This window comes from Erwinia amylovora (genome assembly GCF_017161565.1).
Classification (GTDB): Bacteria; Pseudomonadota; Gammaproteobacteria; order Enterobacterales; family Enterobacteriaceae; genus Erwinia; species Erwinia amylovora.
The window spans coordinates 2,142,976-2,169,721 of sequence record NZ_CP066796.1; the positions used below are offsets into that span (position 1 = coordinate 2,142,976).

Annotated in this window: 22 protein-coding genes and 2 tRNA genes; 8 read left to right on the forward strand and 16 right to left on the reverse strand. The window is 53.5% G+C overall.

Going from position 1 to position 26,746, the window contains the following annotated elements; translation table 11 throughout:
• Positions 1 to 142: 142 nt before the first annotated feature.
• From cheW to otsB, 8 genes are all read right to left on the reverse strand, one after another.
• Complete coding sequence (cheW, locus tag JGC47_RS09975) at positions 143 to 640, reverse strand: chemotaxis protein CheW (RefSeq protein ID WP_004158039.1); 498 nt, start codon at positions 638 to 640, stop codon at positions 143 to 145.
• A 24-nt stretch (positions 641 to 664) separates the two neighbouring features.
• The gene (gene cheA / locus JGC47_RS09980; protein ID WP_004158040.1) at positions 665 to 2,653 is read right to left on the reverse strand and encodes a chemotaxis protein CheA; all 1,989 of its coding nucleotides are present in this window, start codon (positions 2,651 to 2,653) and stop codon (positions 665 to 667) included.
• A gap of 10 nt (positions 2,654 to 2,663) precedes the next feature.
• Entirely contained in the window at positions 2,664 to 3,695 is a 1,032-nt protein-coding gene (gene motB, locus JGC47_RS09985; protein WP_004158043.1) for a flagellar motor protein MotB, read from the reverse strand.
• Positions 3,692 to 4,576 carry a flagellar motor stator protein MotA gene (motA, locus tag JGC47_RS09990; protein ID WP_004158046.1) on the reverse strand — a complete coding sequence of 295 codons (885 nt, stop codon included), beginning with the start codon at positions 4,574 to 4,576 and terminating at the stop codon, positions 3,692 to 3,694. Before motA ends, motB begins: the two co-directional genes overlap by 4 nt.
• A gap of 134 nt (positions 4,577 to 4,710) precedes the next feature.
• Complete coding sequence (gene flhC / locus JGC47_RS09995; protein WP_004158052.1) at positions 4,711 to 5,289, reverse strand: flagellar transcriptional regulator FlhC; 579 nt, start codon at positions 5,287 to 5,289, stop codon at positions 4,711 to 4,713.
• A complete protein-coding gene (gene flhD / locus JGC47_RS10000) occupies positions 5,289 to 5,642 on the reverse strand; it encodes a flagellar transcriptional regulator FlhD (RefSeq protein ID WP_004158054.1) in 354 nt (117 codons plus the stop codon). Before flhD ends, flhC begins: the two co-directional genes overlap by 1 nt.
• Before the next feature lie 973 nt (positions 5,643 to 6,615).
• Entirely contained in the window at positions 6,616 to 8,046 is a 1,431-nt protein-coding gene (gene otsA / locus JGC47_RS10005; protein WP_004158056.1) for an alpha,alpha-trehalose-phosphate synthase, read from the reverse strand.
• A complete protein-coding gene (gene otsB, locus JGC47_RS10010; protein ID WP_004158058.1) occupies positions 8,021 to 8,830 on the reverse strand; it encodes a trehalose-phosphatase in 810 nt (269 codons plus the stop codon). The genes otsA and otsB overlap by 26 nt, the downstream gene beginning before the upstream one ends.
• A 721-nt stretch (positions 8,831 to 9,551) precedes the next feature.
• Between otsB and JGC47_RS10015 the strand changes: the two genes are divergently transcribed.
• From JGC47_RS10015 to umuC, 3 genes are all read left to right on the forward strand, one after another.
• The gene (locus JGC47_RS10015; RefSeq protein WP_004158061.1) at positions 9,552 to 10,283 is read left to right on the forward strand and encodes a YoaK family protein; all 732 of its coding nucleotides are present in this window, start codon (positions 9,552 to 9,554) and stop codon (positions 10,281 to 10,283) included.
• A gap of 157 nt (positions 10,284 to 10,440) precedes the next feature.
• The gene (gene umuD, locus JGC47_RS10020) at positions 10,441 to 10,860 is read left to right on the forward strand and encodes a translesion error-prone DNA polymerase V autoproteolytic subunit (protein WP_004158062.1); all 420 of its coding nucleotides are present in this window, start codon (positions 10,441 to 10,443) and stop codon (positions 10,858 to 10,860) included.
• Positions 10,861 to 10,862: 2 nt separating this feature from the next.
• Positions 10,863 to 12,125 (forward strand): translesion error-prone DNA polymerase V subunit UmuC, encoded by a 1,263-nt coding sequence (umuC, locus tag JGC47_RS10025; protein ID WP_004158064.1) that lies wholly within the window; start codon positions 10,863 to 10,865, stop codon positions 12,123 to 12,125.
• Between the two features lie 125 nt (positions 12,126 to 12,250).
• On the opposite strand, the gene hemB is transcribed toward umuC, so the two are convergent.
• Complete coding sequence (hemB, locus tag JGC47_RS10030) at positions 12,251 to 13,228, reverse strand: porphobilinogen synthase (protein WP_004158065.1); 978 nt, start codon at positions 13,226 to 13,228, stop codon at positions 12,251 to 12,253.
• Between the two features lie 225 nt (positions 13,229 to 13,453).
• Here hemB and JGC47_RS10035 point away from each other — a divergent pair, with 225 nt between their 5' ends.
• Positions 13,454 to 14,032, forward strand: a complete 579-nt coding sequence (locus JGC47_RS10035; protein WP_004158067.1) for an NADPH-dependent FMN reductase — start codon at positions 13,454 to 13,456, stop codon at positions 14,030 to 14,032.
• A gap of 94 nt (positions 14,033 to 14,126) precedes the next feature.
• Positions 14,127 to 15,461 carry a cation:proton antiporter gene (locus JGC47_RS10040; protein WP_004158068.1) on the forward strand — a complete coding sequence of 445 codons (1,335 nt, stop codon included), beginning with the start codon at positions 14,127 to 14,129 and terminating at the stop codon, positions 15,459 to 15,461.
• Positions 15,462 to 15,469: 8 nt separating this feature from the next.
• On the opposite strand, the gene JGC47_RS10045 is transcribed toward JGC47_RS10040, so the two are convergent.
• The 4 genes from JGC47_RS10045 to exaC all read right to left on the reverse strand — a co-directional run bounded on the left by JGC47_RS10045 (position 15,470) and on the right by exaC (position 21,674).
• Complete coding sequence (locus JGC47_RS10045; RefSeq protein ID WP_004158069.1) at positions 15,470 to 16,768, reverse strand: flippase; 1,299 nt, start codon at positions 16,766 to 16,768, stop codon at positions 15,470 to 15,472.
• The gene (locus JGC47_RS10050; protein ID WP_004158070.1) at positions 16,768 to 17,754 is read right to left on the reverse strand and encodes a glycosyltransferase family 2 protein; all 987 of its coding nucleotides are present in this window, start codon (positions 17,752 to 17,754) and stop codon (positions 16,768 to 16,770) included. The genes JGC47_RS10045 and JGC47_RS10050 overlap by 1 nt, the downstream gene beginning before the upstream one ends.
• Positions 17,755 to 18,548: 794 nt before the next feature.
• Positions 18,549 to 19,964: a purine-cytosine permease family protein gene (locus JGC47_RS10055; RefSeq protein WP_004158071.1), complete on the reverse strand. Its 1,416-nt coding sequence runs from the start codon at positions 19,962 to 19,964 to the stop codon at positions 18,549 to 18,551.
• 189 nt (positions 19,965 to 20,153) lie between these two features.
• Positions 20,154 to 21,674 carry an acetaldehyde dehydrogenase ExaC gene (exaC, locus tag JGC47_RS10060; protein ID WP_004158072.1) on the reverse strand — a complete coding sequence of 507 codons (1,521 nt, stop codon included), beginning with the start codon at positions 21,672 to 21,674 and terminating at the stop codon, positions 20,154 to 20,156.
• A 359-nt stretch (positions 21,675 to 22,033) separates the two neighbouring features.
• On the opposite strand from exaC, the gene JGC47_RS10065 reads away from it, so the two are divergent.
• On the forward strand, positions 22,034 to 22,909 hold the full coding sequence (locus tag JGC47_RS10065) for a DMT family transporter (protein ID WP_004158074.1): 876 nt from the start codon (positions 22,034 to 22,036) through the stop codon (positions 22,907 to 22,909).
• Positions 22,910 to 22,924: 15 nt separating this feature from the next.
• On the opposite strand, the gene JGC47_RS10070 is transcribed toward JGC47_RS10065, so the two are convergent.
• Both JGC47_RS10070 and JGC47_RS10075 read right to left on the reverse strand, forming a co-directional pair.
• Positions 22,925 to 23,491: a TorD/DmsD family molecular chaperone gene (locus JGC47_RS10070; RefSeq protein ID WP_004158076.1), complete on the reverse strand. Its 567-nt coding sequence runs from the start codon at positions 23,489 to 23,491 to the stop codon at positions 22,925 to 22,927.
• A 216-nt stretch (positions 23,492 to 23,707) separates the two neighbouring features.
• Positions 23,708 to 23,926 carry a hypothetical protein gene (locus JGC47_RS10075; RefSeq protein WP_162010772.1) on the reverse strand — a complete coding sequence of 73 codons (219 nt, stop codon included), beginning with the start codon at positions 23,924 to 23,926 and terminating at the stop codon, positions 23,708 to 23,710.
• 224 nt (positions 23,927 to 24,150) lie between these two features.
• Between JGC47_RS10075 and JGC47_RS10080 the strand changes: the two genes are divergently transcribed.
• Positions 24,151 to 24,238: transfer RNA gene (locus tag JGC47_RS10080), tRNA-Ser, on the forward strand.
• A 255-nt stretch (positions 24,239 to 24,493) separates the two neighbouring features.
• Here the strand turns inward: JGC47_RS10080 and phoA are convergent.
• The gene (gene phoA, locus JGC47_RS10085) at positions 24,494 to 25,897 is read right to left on the reverse strand and encodes an alkaline phosphatase (RefSeq protein ID WP_004158079.1); all 1,404 of its coding nucleotides are present in this window, start codon (positions 25,895 to 25,897) and stop codon (positions 24,494 to 24,496) included.
• Between the two features lie 240 nt (positions 25,898 to 26,137).
• Here phoA and JGC47_RS10090 point away from each other — a divergent pair.
• Positions 26,138 to 26,225: transfer RNA gene (locus JGC47_RS10090), tRNA-Ser, on the forward strand.
• Positions 26,226 to 26,746 lie beyond the last annotated feature (521 nt).

Here is a 26,746-nt window from a genome sequence, read left to right on the forward strand (position 1 = left end):
CCGGAAACCGGTTAGCAGGCGCCTGCTTTAATTAACAGGGCCGCTAAAATTCGTCGCACAGGGGCCGGCTGACATACCCGCTGCCAGGCAAAAAAAGGGCAGATCGTTGATCTGCCCGGTTGGCCCCTTTGCGCATTACCCTTTATGAACTGCGCAGCCTGTCCATTAATGCCATATCTTCGCTGCCAAGCAGTTTTTCGATATCGACCAGAATCAGCATCCTTTCGCCCAGCGCGCCCAGCCCGGTCAGGTACTCGGTGGACATCGTTACGGCGAACTCCGGCGAAGGGCGGATCTGGTCCTGGGTTAACGAGAGAACGTCGGACACTCCATCCACCACAATCCCCACCACGCGCTGTTCGAGGTTCAACACGATCACCACGGTGTTGTCATTATATTCGACGTCAGGCTGGGCAAATTTAATACGCAGATCGATAATCGGCACGATAACGCCACGCAGATTGGTCACGCCTTTAATAAACGCCGGGGTATTGGCGATACGGGTGACCTGATCGTAGCCGCGGATCTCCTGCACTTTGAGGATATCAATCCCGTACTCTTCTTCACCCAGCGTGAACACCAGAAACTCCTGTCCCACGGTTTCTCCGGCGAGTTTGGTGGCAGTAGCCATCCCAGTCATAATTCTACCCTTAATCAGTTATTGTCAGGCTGCGGCTCCCGCCACACGCTTTTCACGGTTCAGAGACTGCAATGCAGAGACATCGACGATAAGCGCCACGCTGCCATCGCCAAGGATGGTGGCGGCGGAGATGCCAGGTACTTTGCGATAATTACTTTCCAGGTTTTTCACCACCACCTGGTGCTGACCAATCAGCTGATCGACCAGCAGCGCATAACGTTTACCCGCGCTCTGCAGGATAACGACAATCCCCTGAGTCGCTTCGGTTTTGGCATCCTGCACATCAAACACCTTCCACAGCTCGACCAGCGGCAGATATTCGCCGCGTACTTCCAGCACGCGTTCCGCGCCTGCCAGCGCTTTCAGGTCATCCGCCTGCGGTTGCAGTGATTCCATCACCGCATTCAGTGGCAGAATAAAGACTTCGTTCGCCACGCGTACCGACATTCCGTCAAGGATTGCCAACGTCAGCGGCAGCAGGATGCGGATGGTAGCGCCTTTGCCCTGCTTAGAGGATATTTCTACGTGCCCGCCCATCTCCTGGATATTTCGTTTCACGACATCCATCCCCACGCCGCGACCGGATACATCGGTCACCTGTTCGGCGGTGGAGAAACCGGGGGCGAAAATCAGCATGCCGACGTCTTCGTCGCTCATGGCATCACTGACCGGCAAACCGGAGGATAATGCCTTTGCCAGAATACGTTCACGGTTGAGGCCCGCTCCGTCATCGGTCACTTCAATGCAGATGTTACCGCCCTGATGTTCGGCTGAAAGCGTCAGGTTACCTGTCGCATGTTTACCGGCAGCGATGCGTTTATCCGGCGATTCGATGCCGTGATCGAGGCTGTTACGCACCAGGTGCGTTAACGGATCGATAATGCGCTCGATTAAACTCTTATCCAGTTCCGTTGAACTTCCCAGCAGGGTCAGCTCCACCTCTTTCCCCAGCTTACTGGCCAGGTCGCGAACCAGACGCGGGAAGCGGCTGAAGACATACTCCATCGGCATCATGCGGATCGACATAACCGACTCTTGCAAATCGCGGGCATTGCGTTCCAGCTGGCCCATGCTGTTCAGCAGATCTCCATGATGTACCGGGTCAAGTGCACTCGAACGCTGGGCCAGCATTGACTGGGTGATCACCAGTTCACCCACCAGATTGATCAGCTGATCGACCTTTTCAACCGCCACGCGAATACTGCTCGATTCGCCGCCTTTTGCCGCTGACTTTTTCGCCGCTTCACGTTTGGGTGCCGCGCTTTCGCTAACGCTGGTCGGTTGCGGCGCTGCCGTGGCTGGCATTGCTTCCTGTGCGGCTTCCAGGGTTTCCGCGACCGTGACCCTATCCACCTCCGTTTGCGGGAAATGGATCTGCGATTCGTCAATAACAAAGCACAATACCGCGATGATATCGTCTTTGCTGACCGATGATTCCAGCGTGGCTTCCAGTGAGCTTTCACCTTTTTCCACCGCAGAGACCGTACCGAGGTTAGCCAGTTCTTCCAGCATCAGATCGGCTTCGTTGACTTTCAGCCCGGTCAGCTTGATGCGCAGCCCGCTGGCGGCACCAGCCGCAGACTCCAAGCCCGCTGAAACGGCAGCATCCGCTGCCGGCGTTTCCCCATTCACTTCCAGCGCCAGCTGACGCAGAGCCTGGCAAATGTATTCAAAGGCCGCAGCATCCGGTTCTGTGCTGGTTTTATATGCATCTAACTGTTCCTGCATAATATCTTTAGTTTCCAAAAACAGGTTGACGATATCGGTGCTAAGCTGCATTTCGCCACGGCGCGCACCGTCGAGAATATTTTCCAGAATATGCGTGGTTTCCTGTAATACAGTAAAACCGAACGTCCCGGCCCCGCCTTTAATGGAATGGGCCGCGCGGAAGATAGCATTTAGCTGTTCCGAATCGGGTTCTTGTGGGTCAAGAACCAACAGGTGTTGTTCCATGTCAGCCAACAATTCATCGGCTTCATCAAAGAACGTCTGGTAAAAATCGCTGATATCCATGCTCACGGTATTACCTCGGCTGTGAGTCGCGCTCGGTCTGGGCTGACGGAGCCGTTGCAGCAGGTAACGACGTTACTGCCGCGCTGGCACCAGCAGGCTCAGCCTGTGAGAGTTGAGGGTCTTGTTTTTTACTGGTAACGGAAGGAACTTCCGGTGCCGCTATCTCTTTAAAACCATTAGTATCTTTAATTTCTGTCGCATCACTCTCAGCATTTTCCCGTTCTATCTGCGCTTCGGTGTCATGGTTTAAAACCAGCAGACTGATACGTCGGTTAACCGCATCGTTAGCACCGCGGTTCTTTAATTTCATGGTGTCAGACATCCCCACCACCCGCAGCATCTTGCCACTGTTCAGCCCCCCGGCAACCAGTTCACGGCGTGAAGCGTTAGCGCGGTTCGCCGAAAGTTCCCAGTTACTGTAACCACGTTCCCCACCGGCGTACGGGAAGTCATCAGTATGGCCGGCGAGGCTAAGACGGTTAGGGATCTGATTCAGAATCGGTGCAATGGCGCGTAAAATATCGCGCATATACGATTCCACTTCAGCGCTGCCGGTTTTAAACATCGGGCGGTTCTGACTGTCAATGATCTGAATGCGTAGCCCTTCTTGCACCATGTTAATAATCAGGTGCGGACGCAAGGCGCGCAATCGTGGATCCGCTTCAATCAGCTGGTCCAGATTTTCACGCAGTCGGTTAAGACGTATCTCATCCAGCTTACTTTTTTGCTTATCCAAATCGGCCACTTTATGTACTTCACCGATCTTCTCTGTCGGATCCAGTCCCCCGCCAGGGATCGGGCTACTGCTATCGCTGCTGCGCTGTCCCCCGGTTAACGCCACCTTTAGCGGCGTTTTGAAGTAATCGGCAATCTGCACCAATTGTTGAGGGCTGGAGATGGAAATCAGCCACATCACCAAAAAAAAGGCCATCATTGCCGTCATAAAGTCGGCGTAGGCAATTTTCCATGAGCCGTGCGAGCCGACATGCTTATGCGACTTTTTCCGCTTTACCAGCACAATGGGGCGGCCGTTATGCTTCATGCGTCCTGTTCCGATGTCTGTTGTGGCGATTTCGCATTGCGTACATGCTCTTCCAGTTCGATAAATGAAGGGCGTTCGGTGGAATACAGCGTCTTACGGCCAAATTCCACCGCAATCTGCGGGGCATAACCGTTCAGGCTGGATAGCAGCGTGACCTTAATGCATTGCATCATCTTGGTGTTCTCTGCACATTTCTGGCGCAGCACGCCCGACAGCGGAGAGATAAAACCGTAAGCCAACAGAATACCCAGGAAGGTTCCTACCATCGCATTCGCGATCAGCGCACCAAGCTCGGCGGCCGGTCGGTCGGCGGCGGCAAGCGTGTGGATAATGCCCATTACCGCGGCGACGATACCAAATGCCGGGAGAGAATCGCCCATGGTGCCCAGCGCGATAGCCGGAACTTCGCACTCGTGCTCGTAGGTTTCGATCTCTTCATCCATCAATGCTTCGATTTCAAAGGCATTCATATTACCGCTGACCATCAGGCGTAAATAATCGCTAATAAAGTCGACCAGTCTTTTATCGGCAAGGATGCGTGGGTAATTAGCGAAAATTTCACTTTCCTGTGGATTATCGATATCACGCTCCAGTGACAGCATGCCCTGCTGGCGCGATTTAGCCATCAGGCGATACAGCAGCGCCATCAGGTCCATATACACGGCTTTGTTATATTTTGATCCCCGCATCAGTAGCGGCAGTGACTTCAACGTTGCTTTAATGGCTTTGCCGTTATTACCGACAATAAAGGCTCCGACGCCGGCACCGACAATAATCAGCACCTCCGAAGGTTGATAAAGTGCGCCCAGGTGGCCACCTACCATTAAGTAGCCGCCTAACACCGAGCCAAGAACAATTATATAACCCAATATAATCAGCAAGATAAATCCTTACGCTGCAAAACGTGTGGGTGAGAGGAGAGCCAGAAGTCAGGCAGATCTGTGCGCCAGTCACGGGGCAAAAAAAAGCAGCGGTCAAAGACCGCTGCTGGATTCACTCCGTGTGGCAGACGCGATTAAACAGCTTGTTTAACCTGTTCATCCAGCAGTTGTGAGTTGTTATCGACAGTTTCAGGCGAAAGTTTACGTCTTTTTACCGCCCTGGAGGGTGGCTGGCAAAGGCTGCAGGCAAAGCTTCCACGCGGTTGATGTGCGTGACTGATAAAACTTCCTCCACAGCATTTGCAATCGGTTAATTCCAGCATGCCGCTTTCGACAAACCGCACCAGGGTCCAGGCGCGTGTCAGCGCCAGTAGCGGGCCATCATCCTGTTGCGGGCACTGTTCAAGATAGAGTCGGTAGGCTTTGATCACCGCCTCAACGCCGTGACATAGCCCGCTTTTCACCATAAATTGCCAGGCATTACAGAACATGGAAGCATGAATGTTCTGCTCCCAGGTCATAAACCAGTCGGTGGAAAATGGCAACATGCCTTTTGGCGGCGGGCTACCGCGCAGCTCCTTATATAACTTAATTAAGCGGCCACGGCTTAACTGAGTTTCACTCTCTAACATTTGCAGGCGAGCGCCCAGAGTGATCAACTCTATTGCCAGTTGAATATCACGAGCTTCCTGAACAATGCTTTTTTCGCCCATTAGCTGGCTGCCCTTTTTTTCGGCGTCTCTTGTTCTTTCGTCACGTTACGTAACAAACGACTGGATAGCAGGATACCGGTATGGATTTGCTGCAAGTCTTCCACCCGTGACTCCCTGGTTAAGCGACTGATTGACTGGTGGTCGTCGAAGCGGAACTGACAAACCAGTTGGTTAGTCTCGGCAAGCTTAACCATTTCTGGCAATGTCAGCCTCGCCAGGGCGTCAGCCATAGCTTCGTCAATACCCAGGCGAAACATCGCCGATACTTTTTCCTGATTAATTATTCGTTGTGCAAGCAATAAGTAAGACAAATTGATGTCGTAAATTTGTTTGAGTAATTCTGATGTACCCATTTTTCCATCCTGACTAGCACTGCTTTTAACGTGCGCGGTGGATACCGCTACCTGGTTGCTGGTTGGTAGATCTAAAGATGGCAAAATATTTAGTGGCAGGAGCCAAAGATGAGCTAAAGCTGGCTTATTTCTTAGTTCGAGAAACTAAGCCAGAGATAATTATAGACTCGTTTTGCCAGCGGCTATTCCTGAGCCTCTTCTTCCCTGACTTCTTCCTTTATGACTTCTTGTTGCACTCTACCAGGACTATTCCTAAAGCAAGGCAACTCTATCCCCTCTGATTTAGACATACAACGAGAGGCAACCCCAATTTTAGATAAAGTGTGATGCAGATCACACTTTATCGACAAATTTTTCTTAAAAACCTATCAGAAATGCTGTTGATTAGCTCACTAACTAATCATTAATGCTTTTTTGGGAAATTTCAGCCTTGTAAATAAATATGACCGGTCACTTTATATCATCAGGCATTTTTATTAAAATAAAAAACCACATAAAATTAATTTATCAAAATAAAAAACTAACTATATTGATATCTTGCACACAACATACTGCTTTTTAGCTGGTTTGCAGCACTTATGAATTAATCACTCACGGTGGGTAATTGTTCTAAAACCCGTGGCAAAAGTGTGATGCATCTCAGAATTTCAACAGGAAATGATAACGTTTTGTAAGCAGGTAACACCGTTCGTTTAATGAATAACAACAGCTGTAAACGAGTGTTACATAAGTGATGTGAATGTTTTAGGCAAAACCATTCGGTTCCGTGATATTAGCATCGGCAACAACGTGGGAACCTTTAGCGAAATGCCTTTTTTGTGCAAACTTTATGCTTTGCTGCACATTTTATCGCCGCCTGCCGCGGGCAAAGCGTAAGACGATGTCAACCTTCACCGGCTGGTGAAGGGAGAGTCAGGGGAAACAGGGGGGATTACATATAAGGGTGGACCTGATATCAGGCCCTACCCTTCGGTCAGGCAAGTTTTGACAGATGGCTTGCAAGCTTGTGATTATCAGCCAATGCACGTGACGGTGTCACTGAGCGCAGATCTTGCAGATAACTCTCACGCCAGTGAGTAATATCGTTTTGGCGCAGAACCGCCATCATGTCGTTATAGCGTGCGATGCGCTCAGTGCGCGGCATCGTTAAGGCGCGATGCAGAGCCGCAGCCACGTCATCACGGTCGTACGGGTTGACAATCAGAGCGGAGGTCAGCTCATTTGCTGCTCCGGCAAAGCGCGAAAGCACCAGGACCCCCGGATTGTCTGGATCCTGAGCAGCAACATACTCTTTTGCCACCAGGTTCATCCCGTCACGCAATGGCGTCACCAGCCCGATGTCGGTCAGACGGAAGATTTTCATTAACAGCCTGCGATCAAAATGCTGATTGAGATAGTAGAGCGGGGTCCAGCCTAAGGTGCCATATTTACCGTTAATTCGCCCCGCTTCAGTTTCCAGCTGGTGACGGATGTCCTGGTAAGCCTGAACATCGCCACGCGAGGTGGGGGCAATCTGCGAATAGCGGATTTTGCCGTGATGCTGCGGATAATGCTCCAGCAGCGCCTCATAGGCAAGGAAGCGCTCCGGTAACCCTTTGGAGTAATCCAGCCGTTCACAGGCGATAATATTCTGTGCGTCACCAAGATCTCTCTTCATTGCCACCATTTTCGGCGGTAGCGGGCCTTCGGCCATTTCTTTAATACTGTCGGGTTCAATGCCAATCGGATAGACCTCAGTGGCAAAGGCATGGTCAAAAGCCCGATGCTGTTTGCCATCGCTTTGCAGCGGGGTCAGTGACGATACGCATTCGATAAACGCCACGCGGTCACTTTCCGTCTGGAAGCCCAACAAATCGTATTCGCACATCATCTGCAACAGCTCGGCATGGGGCGGTAGCGCAGTGAAGATTTCCGGGGTGGGAAAGGGAATGTGCAGGAAAAAACCAATACGGTTGGTGACGCCCCGCTTGCGCAGTTCAGCAGCAAACGGTAGCAGATGATAATCGTGGATCCACAGGATATCATCCTGTTTAAGCAACGGCTGCAAGCGCTGAGCCAGCAGCGAATTCACGCGGTGGTACCCTTCCCACGCTTCACGTTGGAAGTTGACCAGGTCGAGGCGGTAATGAAACGCTGGCCAAAGTACGGCATTAGAAAACTGCAGGTAGTAAAGATCATAGTCGTTCTGATTCAGGCCAAAAGAGGCATAGGTAATACCGCCCTGCTCCAGAATGTTGACTTCATCGTCATCTTCACCAATTTCATTTATCTCACCGTTCCAGCCATACCATACGCCGCCGGTTGTTTTTAGCGCGTCAACGATGCCTACGGTCAGGCCCCCGGCACTGGCCTTACTGCCATCAGGAATGGCGATACGGTTAGATACGACTACTAAGCGACTCATAACCTTGACTCCTTAGCGACGCTTTTGCGCCGTTATCCAGTTGTTTTCGAGTCTGAGCCAGCCAGCGATAAACCGCGTTAACATCGGCCAGATGTCCCCGCGCTTCACTGGAACCGGCACCGACTTTAACAGAGATGCCCCCGATGGCATTGACCGCCTTAAAACCGGCTTCATCGGTCAAATCATCCCCGAGGAAGACCGGTACGCGACAGGCAAACGGGGGCAGTTGCATAAATTGGTTAATGGCGGCGCCTTTGTTCACATCCTGCGGCTTCAGTTCCACCACACATTTGCCCGGCTGCTGAGCCAGCTCGGGAAAACGCGCCACCATTGCGGCGGCCAGCTGCTCTATCTGCTGCTGATTCTGCGGTGCCTGTCGATAATGCAAAGCAAATGCGACTCCCTTCGTTTCCAGCATGGTGCCCGGCAGCGAGGCGATGGCCTGTTCCAGCTCCCGCTGCAATGTACTGACTGTATGTGGGTCAAGCGCCACACGGGTCATCTTGCCGTCAGCATCACGGCGTTCGGCACCGTGTACGCCGGCCAGCGGCAGAACCAGCGGTGCCGCCAGAGCGTCCAGTTCGACGATCGGGCGGCCGGATATCAAGGCGACAGCCCCGTCACAATGCTGCGCCAGCCATTGCAAATCATCCAGCGCAGAAGCAGGTATTGATACCTCATCCGGGCGCGACTGAATCGCTGCCAGAGTGCCATCCACATCAAAGAAAAAGGCATAGGCTGTTGCGGCCTGTAACGAGGGAACGGGATCTGTTGGTGTCGGCACATCTTCCTCCTGGATAAAGAGTTAAGAAAGATGCTGTAGGCAATGAGGGGGAACCGCGTGTTCTGACCAGTAAAACAGAGAGAAACGCCTGCCGTCAGACGACGATGAGAGGGTCGTGGTTTTTCTCACCATGTCAACCCCTTAAGTGCGGACAACATCGCAGCTTATTATAGGATAATTTCCAGATAACACCAAAAAATGCAAAATAACCCTATGATAAAAAAGATAATGCAGTTCAGGCTAATTCAGCTTTTCTACTTTTGATTCAACGATGCTGACCGGCAATTTCAGCAGGCTGATACTATCTGCACTGACGGACCAGTATAACAGTTTTTTAATAAACGCTACCCTGCCGGCTGGTGAACCGTGTTGGATATCAGCCGGCCGGCCGGGGCTGCTTCACAAGGCCTGCTTCTTTAAAATCAACTCTTTCAAGGCGTTACAGTGGCTCGCCTTGTGCCCCTCTAACCTGTTTCATCACCTGCGGGTAACAGCGGGACAGCTCTGCACAGCGGCCAAATACATGATGCGTAGCGCCAGTAACCGGACTAACAGGTTTTTTTCGCGCTTTTTAAGCAAAAAACAGCCATTTTCCAGACAAGTCTGAGATACTGGTGTTAGTTTCCCACATTTTCACTCAACCTGTCTGGATACCTTATATTGTGTTAAAAATTGGCAACAGCCCGGCCGATCGCCAACCTCAACACCAAGGGGGGCGATAATGCTGCGCATGATGATTAAAAGAAAACGTGAAAGGACGCACGCTGAAGACCGGTATCTGGCGCTGGTACTGGCCACCAGCGCCGGTTTGCTGAATGCCATGGCGCTGGGGGCATTCGGTATTTTTCCATCGCATATGTCCGGCAATGCTGCGCAATTATCCTCTGAGGTCTCCAACGTCGACATCAGGGATCTGAAGTTTTTGCTGGCCATTCTTACCGCTTTTGTTATCGGCTGCGTAACGTCGCGGTTGATAGTGATGTACGGCGTCAAACATCATCTGCGCACGATATTCAGTATCGTTCTGCTGACTGAAGGTGTGATGTTGATGCTGCTGTCGGCGTTTGAAACGTTTTTTTATGCTGCCGGCAATAACCGCGAGGCGATTGTCTGCCTCGGTTTTTTAATGGGGATCCACAATGCCACGTCCACCCAGCTCTCTAACGGCCGCGTGCGCTCCACTCACGTTACCGGCACCCTGACCGATGCGGGGATCGCGCTCGGTTCCGTACTGACCGCCTGGTTCCAGCGCGACCGTTCACAGCCGATGACCGCCGCATGCCAGCAGTTTGTGACTCATCTGGTGACCATTGTTTCTTTTCTGAGCGGAGGTATGGCTGGCCTGCTGTTATTCGAACAGTTTAGCTTCAGCTCAATGATCGCCGTAGGTATGTTCCTGGTGCTGATTGCCATCAGCTCGATCGTAATCACCGTGCGCATTGCGCGATATTAACCCGCCAGCTGCGGCCCGGCGTCAGGCTTTGCTCCGCTGTAAAAAGTTAAATTCCGTGCCTGTTCAAATGCTTCCTGAAATTCTCTGGCGGGTGGCTTGATCGTTCCGGTTAATCGCTGATACTGTATATAAATACAGTTATATTGGAATTGCCGTTATGCCGCTTATCCGTCCGCTCGACATTGATTGCTCCCTGCTACTTCCGTTGTTCTCCGAGCGCGTCCCCTGTGGTTTTCCCAGCCCTGCTCAGGACTACGTGGAAGATCGCATCGACCTGAATAAACTCGCTATTAAGCACCCAAGCGCCACCTATTTTATTAAAGTCAGCGGTGACTCGATGTGCGAAGCAGGGATCGGCGATGGGGATTTGCTGATCGTTGATCGTTCGCTGAACGCAGTTCATGGCGATATCGTGGTGGCCGCCATCGCCGGTGAGTTTACCGTTAAGGAGCTGCGCACCCATCCGTTTCTGCAACTGGTGCCGCATAACCCTCACTACTCGCCCATTTCATTCCGAAATGAAGAGGAGCTGGAAATCTTTGGCGTGGTCACTTTTACCCTGAAAGCGCATAAGTAATCATGTTTGCCCTGGTTGATGTGAACAGCTTTTATACCTCTTGTGAAACCGTTTTTCGCCCCGATCTGCGGGGAGAAGCGGTGGTGGTGGTATCAAATAACGATGGCTGCGTGATTTCACGATCTGCGGAGGCAAAATTACTGGGCATAAAAATGGGGGAACCCTTTTTTAAAATAAAAAACAGTACCTACCCCTCCCGGATCCATGTATTCAGTTCCAATTATGCGCTCTATGCCGACCTCAGTGAACGGGTTATGCAGACGCTGACCGATATCGCTCCCGCCATTGAGATATATTCCATTGATGAAGCCTTCGTTAATCTGACTGGCGTCAGCCACTGCGTATCTCTTGCGGATTTCGGTCATGAGATGCGCAATCAGGTGTTAAGAAATACCGGGCTGACGGTTGGCGTGGGCATTGCGCAAACCAAGACGCTGGCGAAGCTGGCCAATCATGCAGCGAAAAAATGGCCGGCTACCGGCGGCGTTGTCGATTTAACCCATATTGACCGCCAGCGCAAACTGCTGGCGCTGGTGGCGGTAGAAGACGTTTGGGGCGTTGGGCGGCGTATCAGTAAAAAGCTCAATCTGATGGGCATTGAGACCGCACTCGATCTGGCAGAAAGCTCGCTGTGGGTGATCAGGAAACATTTTAACGTCGTGCTGGAAAGGACCGTGCGTGAATTGCGTGGTGAACCCTGTCTGGCGCTGGAAGAGTTTGCCCCGACCAGGCAGCAGATCGTCTGTAGTCGCTCGTTTGGCAACCGCCTGACGCAATATTCAGACGTGCATCAGGCCGTTTGCGCCTATGCCGAGCGAGCCGCAGAAAAGCTGCGTGGTGAGCGGCAGTTCTGCCGTTTTATCAGCGTGTTTGTACGCACCAGCCCACACGCAGACAACGAAGTTTACTACGGCAACCAGGCGTCAACCCGGTTGATGACGCCGTCAAATGATACGCGTGACATTATTCGTGCCGCAACCGAATCGCTGGAACGTATCTGGATAGACGGACACCGCTATATGAAAGCCGGCGTCATGCTGGCAGATTTCTACAGTAACGGGGTTTCGCAGCTTAACCTGTTTGATGAACAGCGCGTATGGGCCAACAGCGCCGCGCTGATGCAAACCATCGACAGCTTAAATCATTCGGGTAAAGGCAAGGTCTGGTTTGCCGGCCAGGGGATAGAGAAGGCCTGGAAGATGAAGCGGGAGATGCTCTCCCCCGCTTACACCACTCGCTATGCCGATCTTCCCGTGGCGAAGTGATGCGGCGATGTCACCGATGCTATATGCCCCTGCCGGACGACACCTGTTCTGAGCCGTCACGCATAGCGATATGCCGGGCAACAGAAAGATAACCGCATGGTGCGTTCAGCCGACTGCTATAGCCGTCAGAGAATATTTTTCTCGGCAAGATCGAGGGCAAAATAGCTGAAAATAATATCGGCACCGGCGCGTTTGATCGCCCCCAGGCTTTCCAGCACCACTTCGCGTTCGCTGATGGCCCCCGCCTGCGCGCCGAATTTAATCATCGCGTACTCACCGCTCACCTGGTAGGCCGCCAGCGGCAGCCGGGTGCGATCACGGACTTCGCGCAGAATATCCAGATAGGCACCCGCCGGTTTAACCATCAGCGCATCCGCCCCTTCCGCTTCGTCAATCAGCGATTCGCGAATCGCTTCGCGGCGGTTCATCGGGTTCATCTGGTAGGTTTTGCGATCGCCTTTCAGCGAGGTGCCAGCCGCTTCACGGAACGGGCCGTAGAAGGAGGAGGCAAACTTAGTGGAATAGGACATGATGGCAGTATCGGTAAAGCCAGCCGCATCCAGCGCGTGGCGGATCGCCGCCACCTGGCCGTCCATCGCCGCCGACGGCGCGATAAAATCAGCGCCTGCAGCGGCGGCCACCACCGCCTGTCTGCCAAGGTTTTTTAACGTGGCATCATTATCCACGCCGTGCTCATGCAGCACGCCGCAGTGGCCGTGGCTGGTGTACTCGCAAAAACAGGTATCGGACATCACTATCATTTCCGGCACCGTCTTTTTGCAAATACGTGACATACGCGCAACCAGCCCGTTCTCATTCCAGGTATCGCTGCCGTCAGCATCGGTATGGTGAGAAATACCAAAGGTCATCACCGACCGCACGCCCGCTTTGGCAATACGCTCAATCTCATACGCCAGGCGCTTTTCCGGAATGCGCATCACGCCCGGCATGGCAGCAATCGGCTTATAGTCGTCAAGCCCTTCTTCGACAAAGATCGGCAGCGCCAGATCGTTCAGGCTGAGGCTGTTTTCCTGGAACAGAGAGCGAAGAGAAGCGGACTGGCGCAAGCGTCGTGGACGCTGGATAGGAGAATAGCTGGACAAAACAACCTCGTTTTTAGCGGGTCATCCACCGGATATCGGCTCCGGTGATGATGAAATAAATAGTGTGCTAACAGTATACCCCAAGGCGCACGATGACAATCTTTCAGCATTAACTGCCCCCGCTGGCGGCACAGAATGTGTCACCTGACGGCCTTGCAACACGTTTCCTCTTGAAAGAGGGCAACAAATGGCGCTTTATTAACCTTACCTGCTTTCTGTTAATTTATGGAAACCATCATGTCTGAAAAAAAATCACTTACGTTTGTCACCCTGTTGGGCAGCCTGCGTCAGGCCTCGCTTAATGCCGTGATAGCCAACAGCCTGCCCGCGCTGGCCCCTGCAGGCATTGAAATCAGCGCTCTGGGGTCCATTGCCGACTTCCCCCATTACAATGCTGACATTGAGGCAAAAGGTTTTCCGGCTGCGGTGCTGGCGATGGGAAATGCGATTGCCGCCGCCGACGGCGTGATTATCGTCACGCCGGAATATAACTATTCACTGCCCGGCGCGCTGAAGAACGCCATCGACTGGCTGTCACGTCTGGCGGAAAATCCTTTCGCTAATAAGCCGGTCGCCATTCAGACTGCCTCACCGGGGGCGATTGGCGGTGCGCGCGCCCAGTATCATCTGCGCCAGAGCATGGTGTTTCTCAATGCCCGGGTGTTGAATAAGCCGGAAATTTTCATCGGACAGGCCAGCAGCCGCATTGATGTGGAGAGCGGCACCATTAACGACGAAAGCACCCGTCACCACCTGACCGCCCAGCTGGAAGCGCTGGCGCTGGCTGCGCGCCGCCCGGCATAGCTACTGATTGTGCGAAAAAATGGCAGACGGCGGCAACCTTTGCCAATATTCCGTCCATACTGAGCAGATAAAAAAAACCGACTCAGGAGTGATGATGGAGTTTTTAGGCTGGACTGCCGCTACAGGTGGCTTACTGTTGTTGATCTCTCTGGCATCAGGGTGGATTAGCCGGGGACCGGTAACGGGATTCGCCCTCTACCTGTTTGCCGGTATTGTTTGCGGGCCGTGGGTGCTGGATCTGTTGCGCATTGATATTGCAGCGCATGCCTCGCTGGCGAAAAACCTGACCGAAATCGCTATGGCCGCGTCGCTGTTCATTACCGGACTGAAATTAAGGCTGCCGCTTAACGATCCGGGCTGGCGCATGGGCCTGCGGCTGGCGTTTCCCGCCATGTTATTGACGGTGGCGGGCGTCACGCTGGCCGCGCATCTGCTGGCCGGGTTTTCCTGGCCCCTGGCACTGGCGTTTGGCGCTATCGTAGCGCCAACCGACCCGGTGCTGGCCAGCCTGATTTCAGTCAATAATGCCAGTGATAGCGATAATCTGCGCGTTTCGCTGTCGAGTGAAGCCGGTTTGAACGACGGCACCGCCCTGCCGCTGTTGATGCTGGCGGTGGCACTGCTGACCGGTAGCGGCGAAATATCCTGGGCCTTTTTCAGCCACTGGGCGCTGGTTGATGTGCTGTGGGCGGTAGTCGGCGGCAGCGCGATTGGTTTTGTCCTCGGCCGCCTGATCGGACAGTATGCCACGCACCTGCGTCATACCCAGCAGGATGTCGCACCTAATGACTTCCTCGCGCTGGCGCTGATCGCCCTTAGCTATGCGGCGGCTCAGGCGCTGGATGCTTCCGGTTTCCTCGCGGCATTTGCGGCCGGTGTCGGACTGCGACGCGCCGAAATTGGCGTGGTGCGGCGTTTTCCCTCCCAGGACTATCAGCAAGGTAACCCGCATCCACCGGCCGAGGAACTGGTCAATCCTAACGCCCGACATGCATTTGCAGGGACCAATCCGGCCAGCTCCGCCGGGCTGGTAGTGAGCGATGCGCTCTCTTTTGGCGACACCATTGAGCGCCTGTTCGCCGCCGCCATTATTATCGTGCTGGGTATCACCCTCGCGCAGCACTGGAACCCGAATGGGCTGCTTTTGGCCGCGCTGCTGTTTGCAGTCATCCGCCCGCTGTCGGTATGGATTGCCACGGCTGGCATGAAAACCCCCGGCCTGCAGCGGGCCACCATCGGCTGGTTAGGCATCCGCGGTATCGGCAGTATTAACTATATTGCCTGGGCTTACACCCACGGGCTGTCGGGCGCTGAGGCAACGCGCATGGCCGATATGGCTTTCACCCTGATCGTCGCCAGCGTGGTGGTGCACGGCATTTCGGTGACGCCGCTACTTAACTGGCGTCAGGCGCGCCGCAGCCGCAAATGACCCCGCGCTTATCCCTGCTGCTTGCCGGGCTGCTTAAACGGCGGTAGTCCGACAAGATAGGTTCTCAACAGATCATGCCTGATCATAATGCGCAGAATGCCAAGGAACACCAGGAATTCTGACAGCACCAGAGAGCTGGCGGCGCCGATAGCGCCAAACTGCCAGGCCAGCAGGCAGCAAACGGGAATATTGATCAGCCCAACGATAAACATCACATGCATACGCTGCTTTGCCAGCCCGTGTGGGATAAGGATTTGCAATCCGGCAGGATAGCAAACGTTGCCAAAGATAAAGCCACAGACGGCCACCCGCAGAACATTGGCAGAATCATGAAACGCTGCGCCCAGCAGGATGCGCACCACGTAGTCCGCAAAGAAGAAGGTGAACACCACGATAAACAGGCTGATCAAAAATGAGAGAGAGATGCTTTTACGCGTGGCGGCAATCGCCATAGCGCGATCCTTGTGAAACAGATGACTGACTCGTGGGAAAAACGCGTTACCTATCTGTTCTGGCACTGAATTAGCCGCCTTTTTCAGACGGTCGGCCCCGTTATACAACCCCACCGTATAAGTACTGGTGAGACCGGCAAGGATCAGCACGTTGACGCTGTTAAACATGTTGGCGCCGAAAATAGCCAGAAACACATGCAGGCTGTCCCTGATGCGTTGCACAATCTCACGTGCTTCAAAGCGATAGCTGCCGATGACCCGCATCTGCACCACCAGGGCAAGGGTAATCATTGCCGAGATAAACGCCACCACCCCAGGGATCAGCGCCGCCAGCCAGGTGTCTTCCGGCGATCGTACCAGCAGGAAAGTGAGTGGAATGGAACAGAACTGCCCGATGGTAGAGATGATCGAGGTCTTACCCAGCTTTTCAAACCCTTGCATCAGCCAGCCGAAAGACAATAGCTGTCCGTAAAGCACCGATGAATTAGCCAACACAATAAAAAACAGCTTGTGCCATGCCGGATTGAGCCAGGTTGCCAGCAGCACAACCGCCAGCGTTAAGGTACCCAGGATCATTTTTGCATTGAAGGTTGACCAGAACAGCTGTGTTACTTTCAATTTGTCGTGGCGATGCTGGGCAATATCCTTGGTGGTGTAAATGTTGAATCCCCAATCGGAGATGGTGCTGCAATACACGACGCAGGCAAGCCCCAGCGCCAGAAGTCCCATATGTTCCACACCAAGGGTGCGGGCCAGATAAGGCAGGGTCACCAGAGGAAAGATAAATGATGTCCCGCGATAAGCCAGCAGCGAGAGAAGATTTATCAATAAACCTTTATCAATTACTTTAGCCATTAGCCCCTGACCTTTAGCAAAAATCTCTTTATGGTTGGCGTTCTCTGCTTGATCCTGAGCAGATTAAAGTATATTTCCGGTTTTCTTAACAGTAACCAGTCAACAATCCGCGCAGGTTTCAGATTTTTCCCGAAATAAAGTATCGCATGCCGGAGATAATCTGGCATAGGTTCACTGCTGACCACAAAAAGGTGGATCATAAGCCTGAATGAATGAATTAAATAGAGATAGCGTAATTCAGCACAATCGGTTAGCCGGACTAATTTCTCCCAGGCAGCGATGAAAGCCTGGTAACGCTGGAAAAAGTAGGATTCATCTTTACTGCTGTTGGTGAGAGATCCGCTGCGCACACGCTGCCTGTAATAAACATGTCGGCTAACAAAAGCGGTGCCGCAGCGCATAAAGGCTCCGAGGCTGAACAGATGATCTTCATGCACGCGTTGCACATATTTCAAATTATATCTATCAATGACTTCTTTTTTGATAACATAATTCCAGGTAGCTGAAGTATAAGTTCCATTGCGCAGCAGGCCTTGAAACACGTCAAGGGCGGGCAACAAACCAAACTGATGATGCTTTACTTTTCTCCAGGTTTGTTGAGGATTGCCATCGGCAAAACACAGTGAATTAAAACAGAACAGCTCCAGTTCCGGCCATTGTTGAATGGTACAACTGAGTTCAGTGAAAAGCCCCTTACACACCACGTCATCAGGATCACAAAAGAAGATAAACTGGCCATTGGCCAGCGTGACGCCGTAATCGCGCGCTGCACCCGCGCCCCCGTTAGGGATAGTGACCACACGTACCCGCTTTTCCCGGGCGTAATGCTCGTCCAGGCGTAGCAGCGTATCGTCGGTTGAGCCATCATTAATAATGATCAGCTCATTCGGTGCGGGTATTTCTGCCAGTAAAGAATCGACACATTCAATAATATAACCCGCAACGTTACAGGCAGGAATAATTACTGACAAAAGTTTTTCTGCCATCACTATTATCTCTTTTTCTGAAGTCGAATTAATTAACACCAGAAAAAATAAAATATCAACGGCGCATTATCATCATGAAATCTTTTAGGAATGCGCCTAATACGCAGCCAATAAGCAAACAGTTAAGAAAAAATAAAATATTACTCCCCTGAGGAAATTAATTATTTAAATGAAAATTAAACAAGAAACAGATTAACCGGCAGTAATTAATTCAAAGTTAATTAACAGAAGTGTGTGAGCAATGGTAAATAAGGTAACTTCAAAGCTTCCCAATCAATTTAAACAAGAGTAAAACGCGGATAACAACCAGGACTAATCTGTAGGGAAAGTGATGTCTCGGGGTAACAAAAGGCGATGAGTTGTAACACGCTTCTGGAAACTGATTTCTGACATTGGCTGAAATTGAGTCTTCATCACGTTGCGTTAGCGCTACTCTCTGCGTATAGCTGCTGCGATGTCCCCGCCGGCGCATGATATTTTATTTACACTTTCCCCCCCTGCTCCCGCGGTCTGCGGCCAGAAACATATTGGAGGAACTGTTGCCAGTTAGCACAAAAAACAGTGACAAATCCTGTTGACAAAGCCACCTTGCGAAAATAAATAGCGATAAAGCGGTGAAAAATCAAACCGTCGATGACAACGTCCGCTCCCGGTTGCCAGCGCTCTATCGGCAATAAAAGTAAGGGATATTTATCTGTCCAGTCCTTATCACGCTATGCGTCAACGGGGCAGGCGCTTGCGCTGCTCACAGGCTTAGGAATGGATGTGGAAGCGGGCACGAGGTTTCGCGCCTGCTACCGGCTGGAGCAGCCCACCGTTTCCCCGCGCCAACGGCTAACGACAAGCCAGCACAATGCGGTAAATACCCAGCCAATCAGCCACGAAATATCATTGCCGGCAAACCATCCCACCAGCACCCCGCGGTAGAATTCGTTAGCGGCAAACGGCAGCTGAACCAGCACGCCCAAGGCGTAGGTACTCATCCCCACCGCGTTCCAGCGGCCGTAGCAGCCGTCAGGATCGCTCAACGCCGCCATGTTCAGCTGCCCGCGGCTGACAAAATAGTAGTCCGTCAGGTTAATCGCACTCCAGGGTACAAAGAAAATCAGCAGGAACAGCAGGAAATGGGTGAAAGACTTGAGAAATGAAGGCTGACTTAAAATGGCAATGCCACAGGATATCAGCACCATCAGCACAATAAACAGCATCCGCATCCCTTCGCCGATCGCCGCACGCTGGCGGAAGCCGCACACGATCGTCGCCAGTGACAGAAAACTGCCATAAGCGTTCAGGGTGGTGAAGGTTATCTTGCCAAAACAGATGGCAAAATAGAGCACCAGCGCCATCATTCCGCCGGACCCCAGCCCAACGATGTAACCCACTTCATTACCGGAGAACGCACTTCCGGCCAGCGCCGCCGCCATCACTCCCAGCGTCATTGATGCCTGCGCGCCCAGCACGCTGCCGCAGAATACCGCCAGAAAGGTGCTGTGCGCCGATACCGTGCGCGGCAAATAGCGCGAATAATCTGACACGTAGGGGCAGAAGGCGATCTGCCACGAGGACGCGAGCGACACCGCCAGCAAAAACATCGGCAGTGAAAAATGGCGATTATCCCATAGCCCACTGAGATCGTTTTCCAGCAGCAGGCGGGCAAACAGATAAACAAACGCCAGCACCCCGACCACGCTGGCGACTCTCCCCAGCGCGTGGATAAGACGGTAACCGGGCATGGCCACCACAATGATAATCAGTGCAAATATCATCATCCCGCTACGATCGCTGACGTTGACCAGGTGGGCCAGCGCCTGACCGGCCAGCACCGTGCCGCTGGCGGAAAAGCCAACGTACATGATGCATGCCAGCACCAGCGGGATCGCGGCGCCGTAAATGCCGAACTGAGACCGGCAGGTGATCATCTGCGGCAAACCAAGGCGCGGCCCCTGGACAGCATGCAGCGCCATCAGCGCCGCCCCGACCAGCTGCCCCACCAGCAGCCCTGCCAGCGACCACACCACGTCGCCCCCCGGCACCACCGCCAGCGCGCCGGTAACAATGGCGGTAATCTGTAAATTCCCGCCGAACCACAGGGTGAACTGGCTGAATACCCGGCCGTGGCGCTCGGCATCAGGGATATAATCAATCGTGCGGCTTTCACACAGTCGCCGTGACTGCGGCTCAACCGATGACGAAGAGGAACGGAGGGACATAACCAACTCCTTGTGTGAAGGAACAGCCACGACCGGAGGCAGACTAGGCTGTTTTGTGCGTAACAGGTCGCGCGCACATGTCCGTACCACCCAAAACCCCCGTGTCATAAACGGCAAAAATCAGCAATTTTAGCGCTACAGGAAAATACGAGGATGGCCGGACTGCCTGTGGCCCGCGAATCGCCGTTTTCAGAAGAAACCAAGCGGCTGTACGCTGTAGCTGACCAGCAGATTTTTGGTCTGCTGATAGTGACCGAGCATCATTTTATGGGTTTCACGCCCGATGCCGGATTTTTTATAGCCACCAAACGCCGCATGTGCCGGATAAAGGTGGTAACAGTTTATCCAGACGCGCCCGGCTTTTATTGCCCGCCCGACGCGGTACGCCCGGTTGATATCGCGCGTCCAGACGCCCGCTCCCAGGCCATAGATCGAGTCGTTAGCCAGCGCAATTGCTTCCGCTTCATCTTTAAAGGTGGTTACCCCCACTACCGGCCCGAATATCTCCTCCTGAAACACGCGCATGCGGTTGTTGCCCTTCAGTAAGGTAGGCTGGATGTAATAACCGGCGGATAAATCCCCCGACAGTTTTTCGACTTCGCCCCCCGTCAGCACCTGCGCGCCCTCATGTCGGGCGATCTCCAGATAGGCAAGGATTTTGTCAAACTGCTGCTGCGAAGCCTGCGCCCCGACCATGGTATCGGTATCCAACGGATCGCCGCGCTTGATGGTTTTTATGCGTTCCAGCACCGCCGCCATAAAAGGCTGATAGATCGACTCCTGTACCAGCGCGCGCGAGGGACAGGTACAGACTTCCCCCTGATTAAGGAAGCCCAGCACAACGCCCTCCGCTGCCTTTTCGATAAAGGATGGCTCGGCCTGCATAACGTCGGCGAAGAAGATGTTCGGTGATTTACCCCCCAGCTCAACGGTAGACGGGATCAGGTTTTTTGCAGCCAGTTCAAGAACATGCCCGCCGGTGGTGGTTGAGCCGGTAAAGGCAACTTTAGCGATACGCGGGCTGGCAGCCAGCGCTTCTCCCGCTTCGCGCCCGAAACCGTGGATGACGTTCAGCACGCCTTTTGGCAACAGGTCGGCGACAAGTTCAGCAAACAGCGTAATCGACAGCGGCGTCTGTTCAGCCGGTTTCAGCACCACGCAGTTCCCGGCCGCCAGCGCCGGTGCCAGTTTCCATGCCGCCATCAGCAACGGGAAGTTCCACGGTATAATTTGCGCCACCACGCCCAGCGGCTCGTGGAAGTGGTAGGCAGCGGTGAACTCATCGATCTCTGCAGCCGCGCCTTCCTGAGCGCGCAAGCAGCCGGCGAAATAACGGAAATGATCTACGGCAAGCGGCAAATCAGCGGCGAGGGTTTCACGCACCGGCTTGCCATTGTCCCAACTTTCATTCACCGCCAGCCGTTGCAGATTTTGTTCCATGCGGTCGGCAATTTTCAGCAGCGCCAGCGAGCGCGCCTGCACCGGGGTTTTGCCCCAGGCGTCGGCAGCAGCGTGGGCGGCATCCAGCGCTTTCTCAACATCATCTTTGTCCGAACGCGGGAACTCACCGATTGCCGAACCATTTACCGGCGAGATGTTGGTAAAATAGGCCCCGTTAACCGGTGCAACAAATTCCCCGTTGATGTAATTGCCATATTTTGGCTTGAGGATAATCAGTGAATCGTTACTGCCTGGACGGGCATAGCGCATGGTTATTCTCCTGTAGCGTATTGAACGCCGGGGATGGATTTCAGGTAACAATGAGTTAACCTTAAATTAACCTATTCAACCTGCACGAGAATGTCAGTGAGCCAGGCAAGAAACTGTGACCTTGTCGAAAGGAAATCAGGATTGGCAGCTGAAAAACGTGACGCCATACGGCGGTGATCGTAAACGCGATTCGCATCGAGAGGTAAAATGAGTCATCTTACGCAACTCAAACTGTGTATCAGCTGCGGGGGTTGTCCACACAGAGCTGGCAATAGCTGAAAAACGCCGGCCCGGCCCTCTGGCAATGCAATTTCGTGCCAGAATTAACCAAACGACTCTGTTTTACTGAGGATTTTGCAGTGGCTTTGCGTCATTTCTTACTGATTTTATTGGTGGTGTCCATCTGGGCATTCAATAACATTGCGATTAAATGGGGGCTGCTCGACCTGCCGCCCCTGCTACTGATCACCCTGCGCTTTGTGGTTGTAGCACTTATTCTGGTGCCCTTTACCCGCGTGACCCGTCAGCAGATCCCTTACCTGGCAGCCCTGGGGGTCACCTTTGGCTTTTTGCACTTCGCCCTGCTGTTTGTTGGCCTGAACTATACCGATGCCGGCACGGCAGCCGTCATTGTGCAACTGGGCACGCCGATTGCCATGCTGCTGGCGATGGTGGTGCTGAAAGAAAAACTGCGGCTGGTACAACTGCTGGGCATTGCGGTCTCACTGAGCGGCGTAGTGGTGCTGTCAGGCAGCCCGACCATTCCAGGTTGGGGAGTGCTGCTGCTGCTGTTACTTAGCGCCTGCGGCTGGGCGACCAGCAACTTGATTGTGAAAATCTCACCGTCGATCCCGCCGCTCACCCTGACCGCCTGGCTCTCTCTGTTTGCTATTCCGCTGGTAGGATGCGCCTCGTGGCTGAACGAATCACACCAGCTTACGCTACTGATGCACGCTTCGTGGCGTGGCTGGTTTGCCATTTTTTTCAGCGCCATCGCCTCGTCCGTAGTCGCCTATTCACTGTGGTACAGCCTGCTGAACCACTATAACGTCAATCTGATCATGCCCTATTCGCTGTTAACCCCGGTGCTGGCGGTGCTGATGGGTGTTTTTGTATTAGGTGACAGCATGAACCTTTTCAAAGTTGCTGGTTCACTGCTGGTCATTGCCGGCACGGCAATTGCGGTGATCAATTTACGCAATCTAAACATGCACGCGCGCCTCCGCCGCCGTTGAAATCACCAGTGATGCTCAGATATCCTCTGCGTCAGCAACGTCGTCTGCCAGCTCGTCGCGCATTGCCTGAATCGCTTCACGGCTAATGGCCGCCAGCGTGCGGTAGAAGTCGGTGGCGGCATGCGCTTCCACCTTACCCAGAAACGCGCCTGCCCAGGGGAGCAGATAGTTGTCAAACAGCGTGATCTGAGCCTGAGACTCGTCGGCTTCTGACTGGTCTTCAAGCCATGAGGAGGCCAGCAGCAGCGCGCCGATATGGTCGGTCGGCGCATCAGTCAGCGGCATCCCGCGCTGATTCAGAAAGGCGCGCACCTCGGCTTCCCGTGGGCCATTTTCCCATTGCGAACCGTATGGCGGTACCTTGCATTCGCTGCCAACAAACAGCGCCTGGTAATCGGCTGCCAGTCGCTGAGGATCGCAGTTTTGTTGCAGGCGGGTTAACAGTTCGTCCTGCTCCAGCGGCCAGTGCTGCTGGAGCTTGCCTTCACGCAGCAGCGTGAACAGTGGGGCCAGCAACGCGTCCTGCGGCGGACGGTTATACAGCGAGCCAAGCAGACGGCAGATGATGGAAAACTCATTCATATAATTCGGTTCCAGAGATGCATGTGACAATGTCACGTATTAAGCTGTTCAGTTATTTCCTTACGCTTTGCCGGCCAATAACAGGGGCCAACCGTTGCGACTTGACATTTAACACGTGATTTCCAGGAAAATCCATCTTACCGTGCGGGCGCAAACAGGCAGCAAAGCAGCCATTGTTGTGGCCAAATCCTCCAAATCATCATTCTGCTTGTAAGTTTAAGCGGTCAGAACCTGTGGTCCTGATGGCATAATGCTGTCTTCATTCAGGCATAGCGCCTGCGCGATATTGTTCATCGCATCACCGGGCAAAGTGACGGCCGCATTGTACGGGCTGACAGCCATCTCTTTAGGCGACCAGAATGCGTGATCCATCGGCGACCGTGGCTGGTTGACGACATCCCGCGCTGCCCGCAGATCGACTTCAACCCGATGCACAGCGAGCGCCAGATTAATCAGGAACGCGCCGGGTTCAGGTGGGTGCCGAAGGGCGGCTTTTTTATTTGCGTTAACGCTTTGAAAAGACTGCACTGTTGATGATTAAAACAGCAAACTGCTGTAAAAGTGACTAAACGCGCATCATTTCCTGCAATGACAGTTGACCACCGCAGACGATTTACTTACATTAGCGCCCGTCAGCAATTTGATTGTGGCGACAAACTGGTGAGGTGTCCGAGTGGCTGAAGGAGCACGCCTGGAAAGTGTGTATACGGCAACGTATCGAGGGTTCGAACCCCTCTCTCACCACCATCTTAAAAGAGAAAGCCCGAACTCACGTTCGGGCTTTTTTTTATACCTGTTCCCGGATGAGAGAGGGAGTGAAGAACCCTCGTCAGGGTTCGACAAAACGGCAGGACCGCCGTTTTGCACAGCCACAGGCTGCCCGAAGGGCCGGGCACAGGGATGTGCCCGGTGATCCCCCTCTCTCACCACCATCTTAAAAGAGAAAGCCCGAACTCACGTTCGGGCTTTTTTTTATGCCTGTTCCCCGGTAGGAATTATCTCTTAATGCATTCCCAGCGCCGCCTTAATGGTATAAAACAGATCCGTCTGGTCAGTCAGCCCCACCACATTCGCCGCATGTGGACCGTACGCAGCAATACGCAGCTGGCTACCGGTATGCCCCTGTGACTCTTCTTCCGAGTTACCGTAACTGATGGTCATCGGGCTGCCGTCTTTGGTGATCAGCGTCTGCGTCAGGCCCGGAGCCTTGCTGTCGTTAGCGATAATCTGGCTGGAGTGGGCATGGTCGGCGGTGACGATAACCAATGTATTACCATCTTTGCGGGCGAATTGGAGCGCCTTTTGCACTGCTTCATCCAAATCGACCGTTTCGCCGATCTGCCCACACGGATTCGCCGCGTGATCCTGCTTATCAATAGAGGCACCTTCAACCTGCAGGAAGAAGCCTTGCGGATGGCTGCTCAGTAACGTAATGGCTTTATCGGTCATCTGCGCGAGAGTTGGCGTGGAGGCAGGACGTTCAGCGTTGACTTCACAGGTGACCGGTTTAGCGGCAAGATTACCGTGATAGCTGGCCTTAGGCCCTTTCCAGCGCACCGGCATATTACCGACGGCAAACAGTCCCAGTACCGGTTTCTCATTGCTGGCGCTACTGAGCGAATTCATCCCGTCGAGGTCGCTGACCAGCTGATAGCCACGCAGCTTCGCCTGCGCTTGCAGTGTTTTACCCTGCCATTCGCCGCCGCGCGCGGTTTCCGCAAAGGTTTTTCCACCGCCGCCGAAATTGACGTCTGCGCGTGTATTCAACAGCTGTTCCGCTATCGACCCCTTACCGCCGTTCTCAAGGGCATTGGTTGAACACAGTTCGCTGGTTTCTACCGGGCCATAACACTTACGTGAAGTGACATGGGCAATCTGCGCCGCCGGCGTTGCGTCCTCCAGCTCCGCAGTAGAAACATTGCCGGTCGCCCTGCCAGCCCCCTTCGCCAGTTCAAGCAGCGTAGGATGAGCCTTACCCGTAACATCAACCCCGATGGCTCCATTGTAGGATTTCACCCCGGTCGCCCAGGCGGTGGCCGATGCTGCAGAATCGGTGACGTAATCGGGCTTATGCGTTTTCTTATCCAGTGCATAGTGGGTGTACTGCCCCGTGAGCGGCAGTGCGTCGATGCCTTTAAAGAAACCGCCCGCCCCTTCGGCATAGTTACGTGCCGCTGTGATCTCAGAATCACCCATGCCATCACCGATCAGCAAAATGACATTTTTCGCCCTGCTATTGCTCAGAGCGGCCTTAATCGCTGCGGTTTGGTCGATGTCCAGACGACGAGCGCCACCCGGCTGGGTGATATCGCCCCGGGCTGCGCGATGCCAGCTAGCAATATCGGCAACGGCAGAGGAACAAATCAGTGAACTTATTATTGACAGTGCCAGGGCTTGGTGTTTCATACAGAGGATCTCCATAAATAAATTTCGCGAAATATTTCAGGAGGCCAGTCTGCGATACAACTGTTTCATTTTCGCGACAGGCCGATGACAAAAAGATGGCAATGAGATACAACCAGCGCCAGATCTCCCGGTTGCTTATGAGCTGCGCAAACGCCAGCCCGGGGGAAAATACTGCTTGACCCACTCGCTGCTACTGCCTATAGTAGCGCCCCGTCATCCCCTGTGGTTGGCGGAAAAATAGGTGAGGTGTCCGAGTGGCTGAAGGAGCACGCCTGGAAAGTGTGTATACGGCAACGTATCGAGGGTTCGAACCCCTCTCTCACCACCATATTAAAAGAGAAAGCCCGAACTCACTTTCGGGCTTTTTTTATGCCTGTTCCCGGATGAGAGAGGGAGTGAAGAACCCTCGTCAGGGTTCGACAAAACGGCAGGACCGCCGTTTTGCACAGCCACAGGCTGCCCGTAGGGCCGGGCACAGGGATGTGCCCGGTGATCCCCCTCTCTCACCACCATATTAAAAGAGAAAGCCCGAACTTACGTTCGGGCTTTTTTTATGCCTGTTCCCGAATGAGAGAGGGAGTGAAGAACCCTCGTCAGGGTTCGACAAAACGGCAGGACCGCCGTTTTGCACAGCCACAGGCTGCCCGTAGGGCCGGGCACAGGGATGTGCCCGGTGATCCCCCTCTCTCACCACCATCTCAAAAGAGAAAGCCCGAACTCACGTTCGGGCTTTTTTTATGCCTGTTCCCGGATGAGAGAGGGAGTGAAGAACCCTCGTCAGGGTTGGGCACAGGGACAACGCCGGGAGCGCTTCGAACGACGCTTGCGTCGGCCCTAAGGGTGAGTCTT

Coding starts and splice junctions, on each gene's coding strand:
- flhC (WP_004158052.1), bottom strand. CDS start 5,289: ATGGGCGAAAAAAGCATTGTTCAGGAAGCTCGTGATATTCAACTGGCA.
- JGC47_RS10055 (WP_004158071.1), bottom strand. CDS start 19,964: ATGTCCCTCCGTTCCTCTTCGTCATCGGTTGAGCCGCAGTCACGGCGA.
- cheA (WP_004158040.1), bottom strand. CDS start 2,653: ATGGATATCAGCGATTTTTACCAGACGTTCTTTGATGAAGCCGATGAA.
- JGC47_RS10070 (WP_004158076.1), bottom strand. CDS start 23,491: ATGAATGAGTTTTCCATCATCTGCCGTCTGCTTGGCTCGCTGTATAAC.
- otsA (WP_004158056.1), bottom strand. CDS start 8,046: ATGAGTCGCTTAGTAGTCGTATCTAACCGTATCGCCATTCCTGATGGC.
- phoA (WP_004158079.1), bottom strand. CDS start 25,897: ATGAAACACCAAGCCCTGGCACTGTCAATAATAAGTTCACTGATTTGT.
- cheW (WP_004158039.1), bottom strand. CDS start 640: ATGACTGGGATGGCTACTGCCACCAAACTCGCCGGAGAAACCGTGGGA.
- flhD (WP_004158054.1), bottom strand. CDS start 5,642: ATGGGTACATCAGAATTACTCAAACAAATTTACGACATCAATTTGTCT.
- motB (WP_004158043.1), bottom strand. CDS start 3,695: ATGAAGCATAACGGCCGCCCCATTGTGCTGGTAAAGCGGAAAAAGTCG.
- JGC47_RS10040 (WP_004158068.1), top strand. CDS start 14,127: ATGGAGTTTTTAGGCTGGACTGCCGCTACAGGTGGCTTACTGTTGTTG.
- JGC47_RS10050 (WP_004158070.1), bottom strand. CDS start 17,754: ATGGCAGAAAAACTTTTGTCAGTAATTATTCCTGCCTGTAACGTTGCG.
- exaC (WP_004158072.1), bottom strand. CDS start 21,674: ATGCGCTATGCCCGTCCAGGCAGTAACGATTCACTGATTATCCTCAAG.
- umuC (WP_004158064.1), top strand. CDS start 10,863: ATGTTTGCCCTGGTTGATGTGAACAGCTTTTATACCTCTTGTGAAACC.
- JGC47_RS10045 (WP_004158069.1), bottom strand. CDS start 16,768: ATGGCTAAAGTAATTGATAAAGGTTTATTGATAAATCTTCTCTCGCTG.
- umuD (WP_004158062.1), top strand. CDS start 10,441: ATGCCGCTTATCCGTCCGCTCGACATTGATTGCTCCCTGCTACTTCCG.
- JGC47_RS10015 (WP_004158061.1), top strand. CDS start 9,552: ATGCTGCGCATGATGATTAAAAGAAAACGTGAAAGGACGCACGCTGAA.
- JGC47_RS10035 (WP_004158067.1), top strand. CDS start 13,454: ATGGAAACCATCATGTCTGAAAAAAAATCACTTACGTTTGTCACCCTG.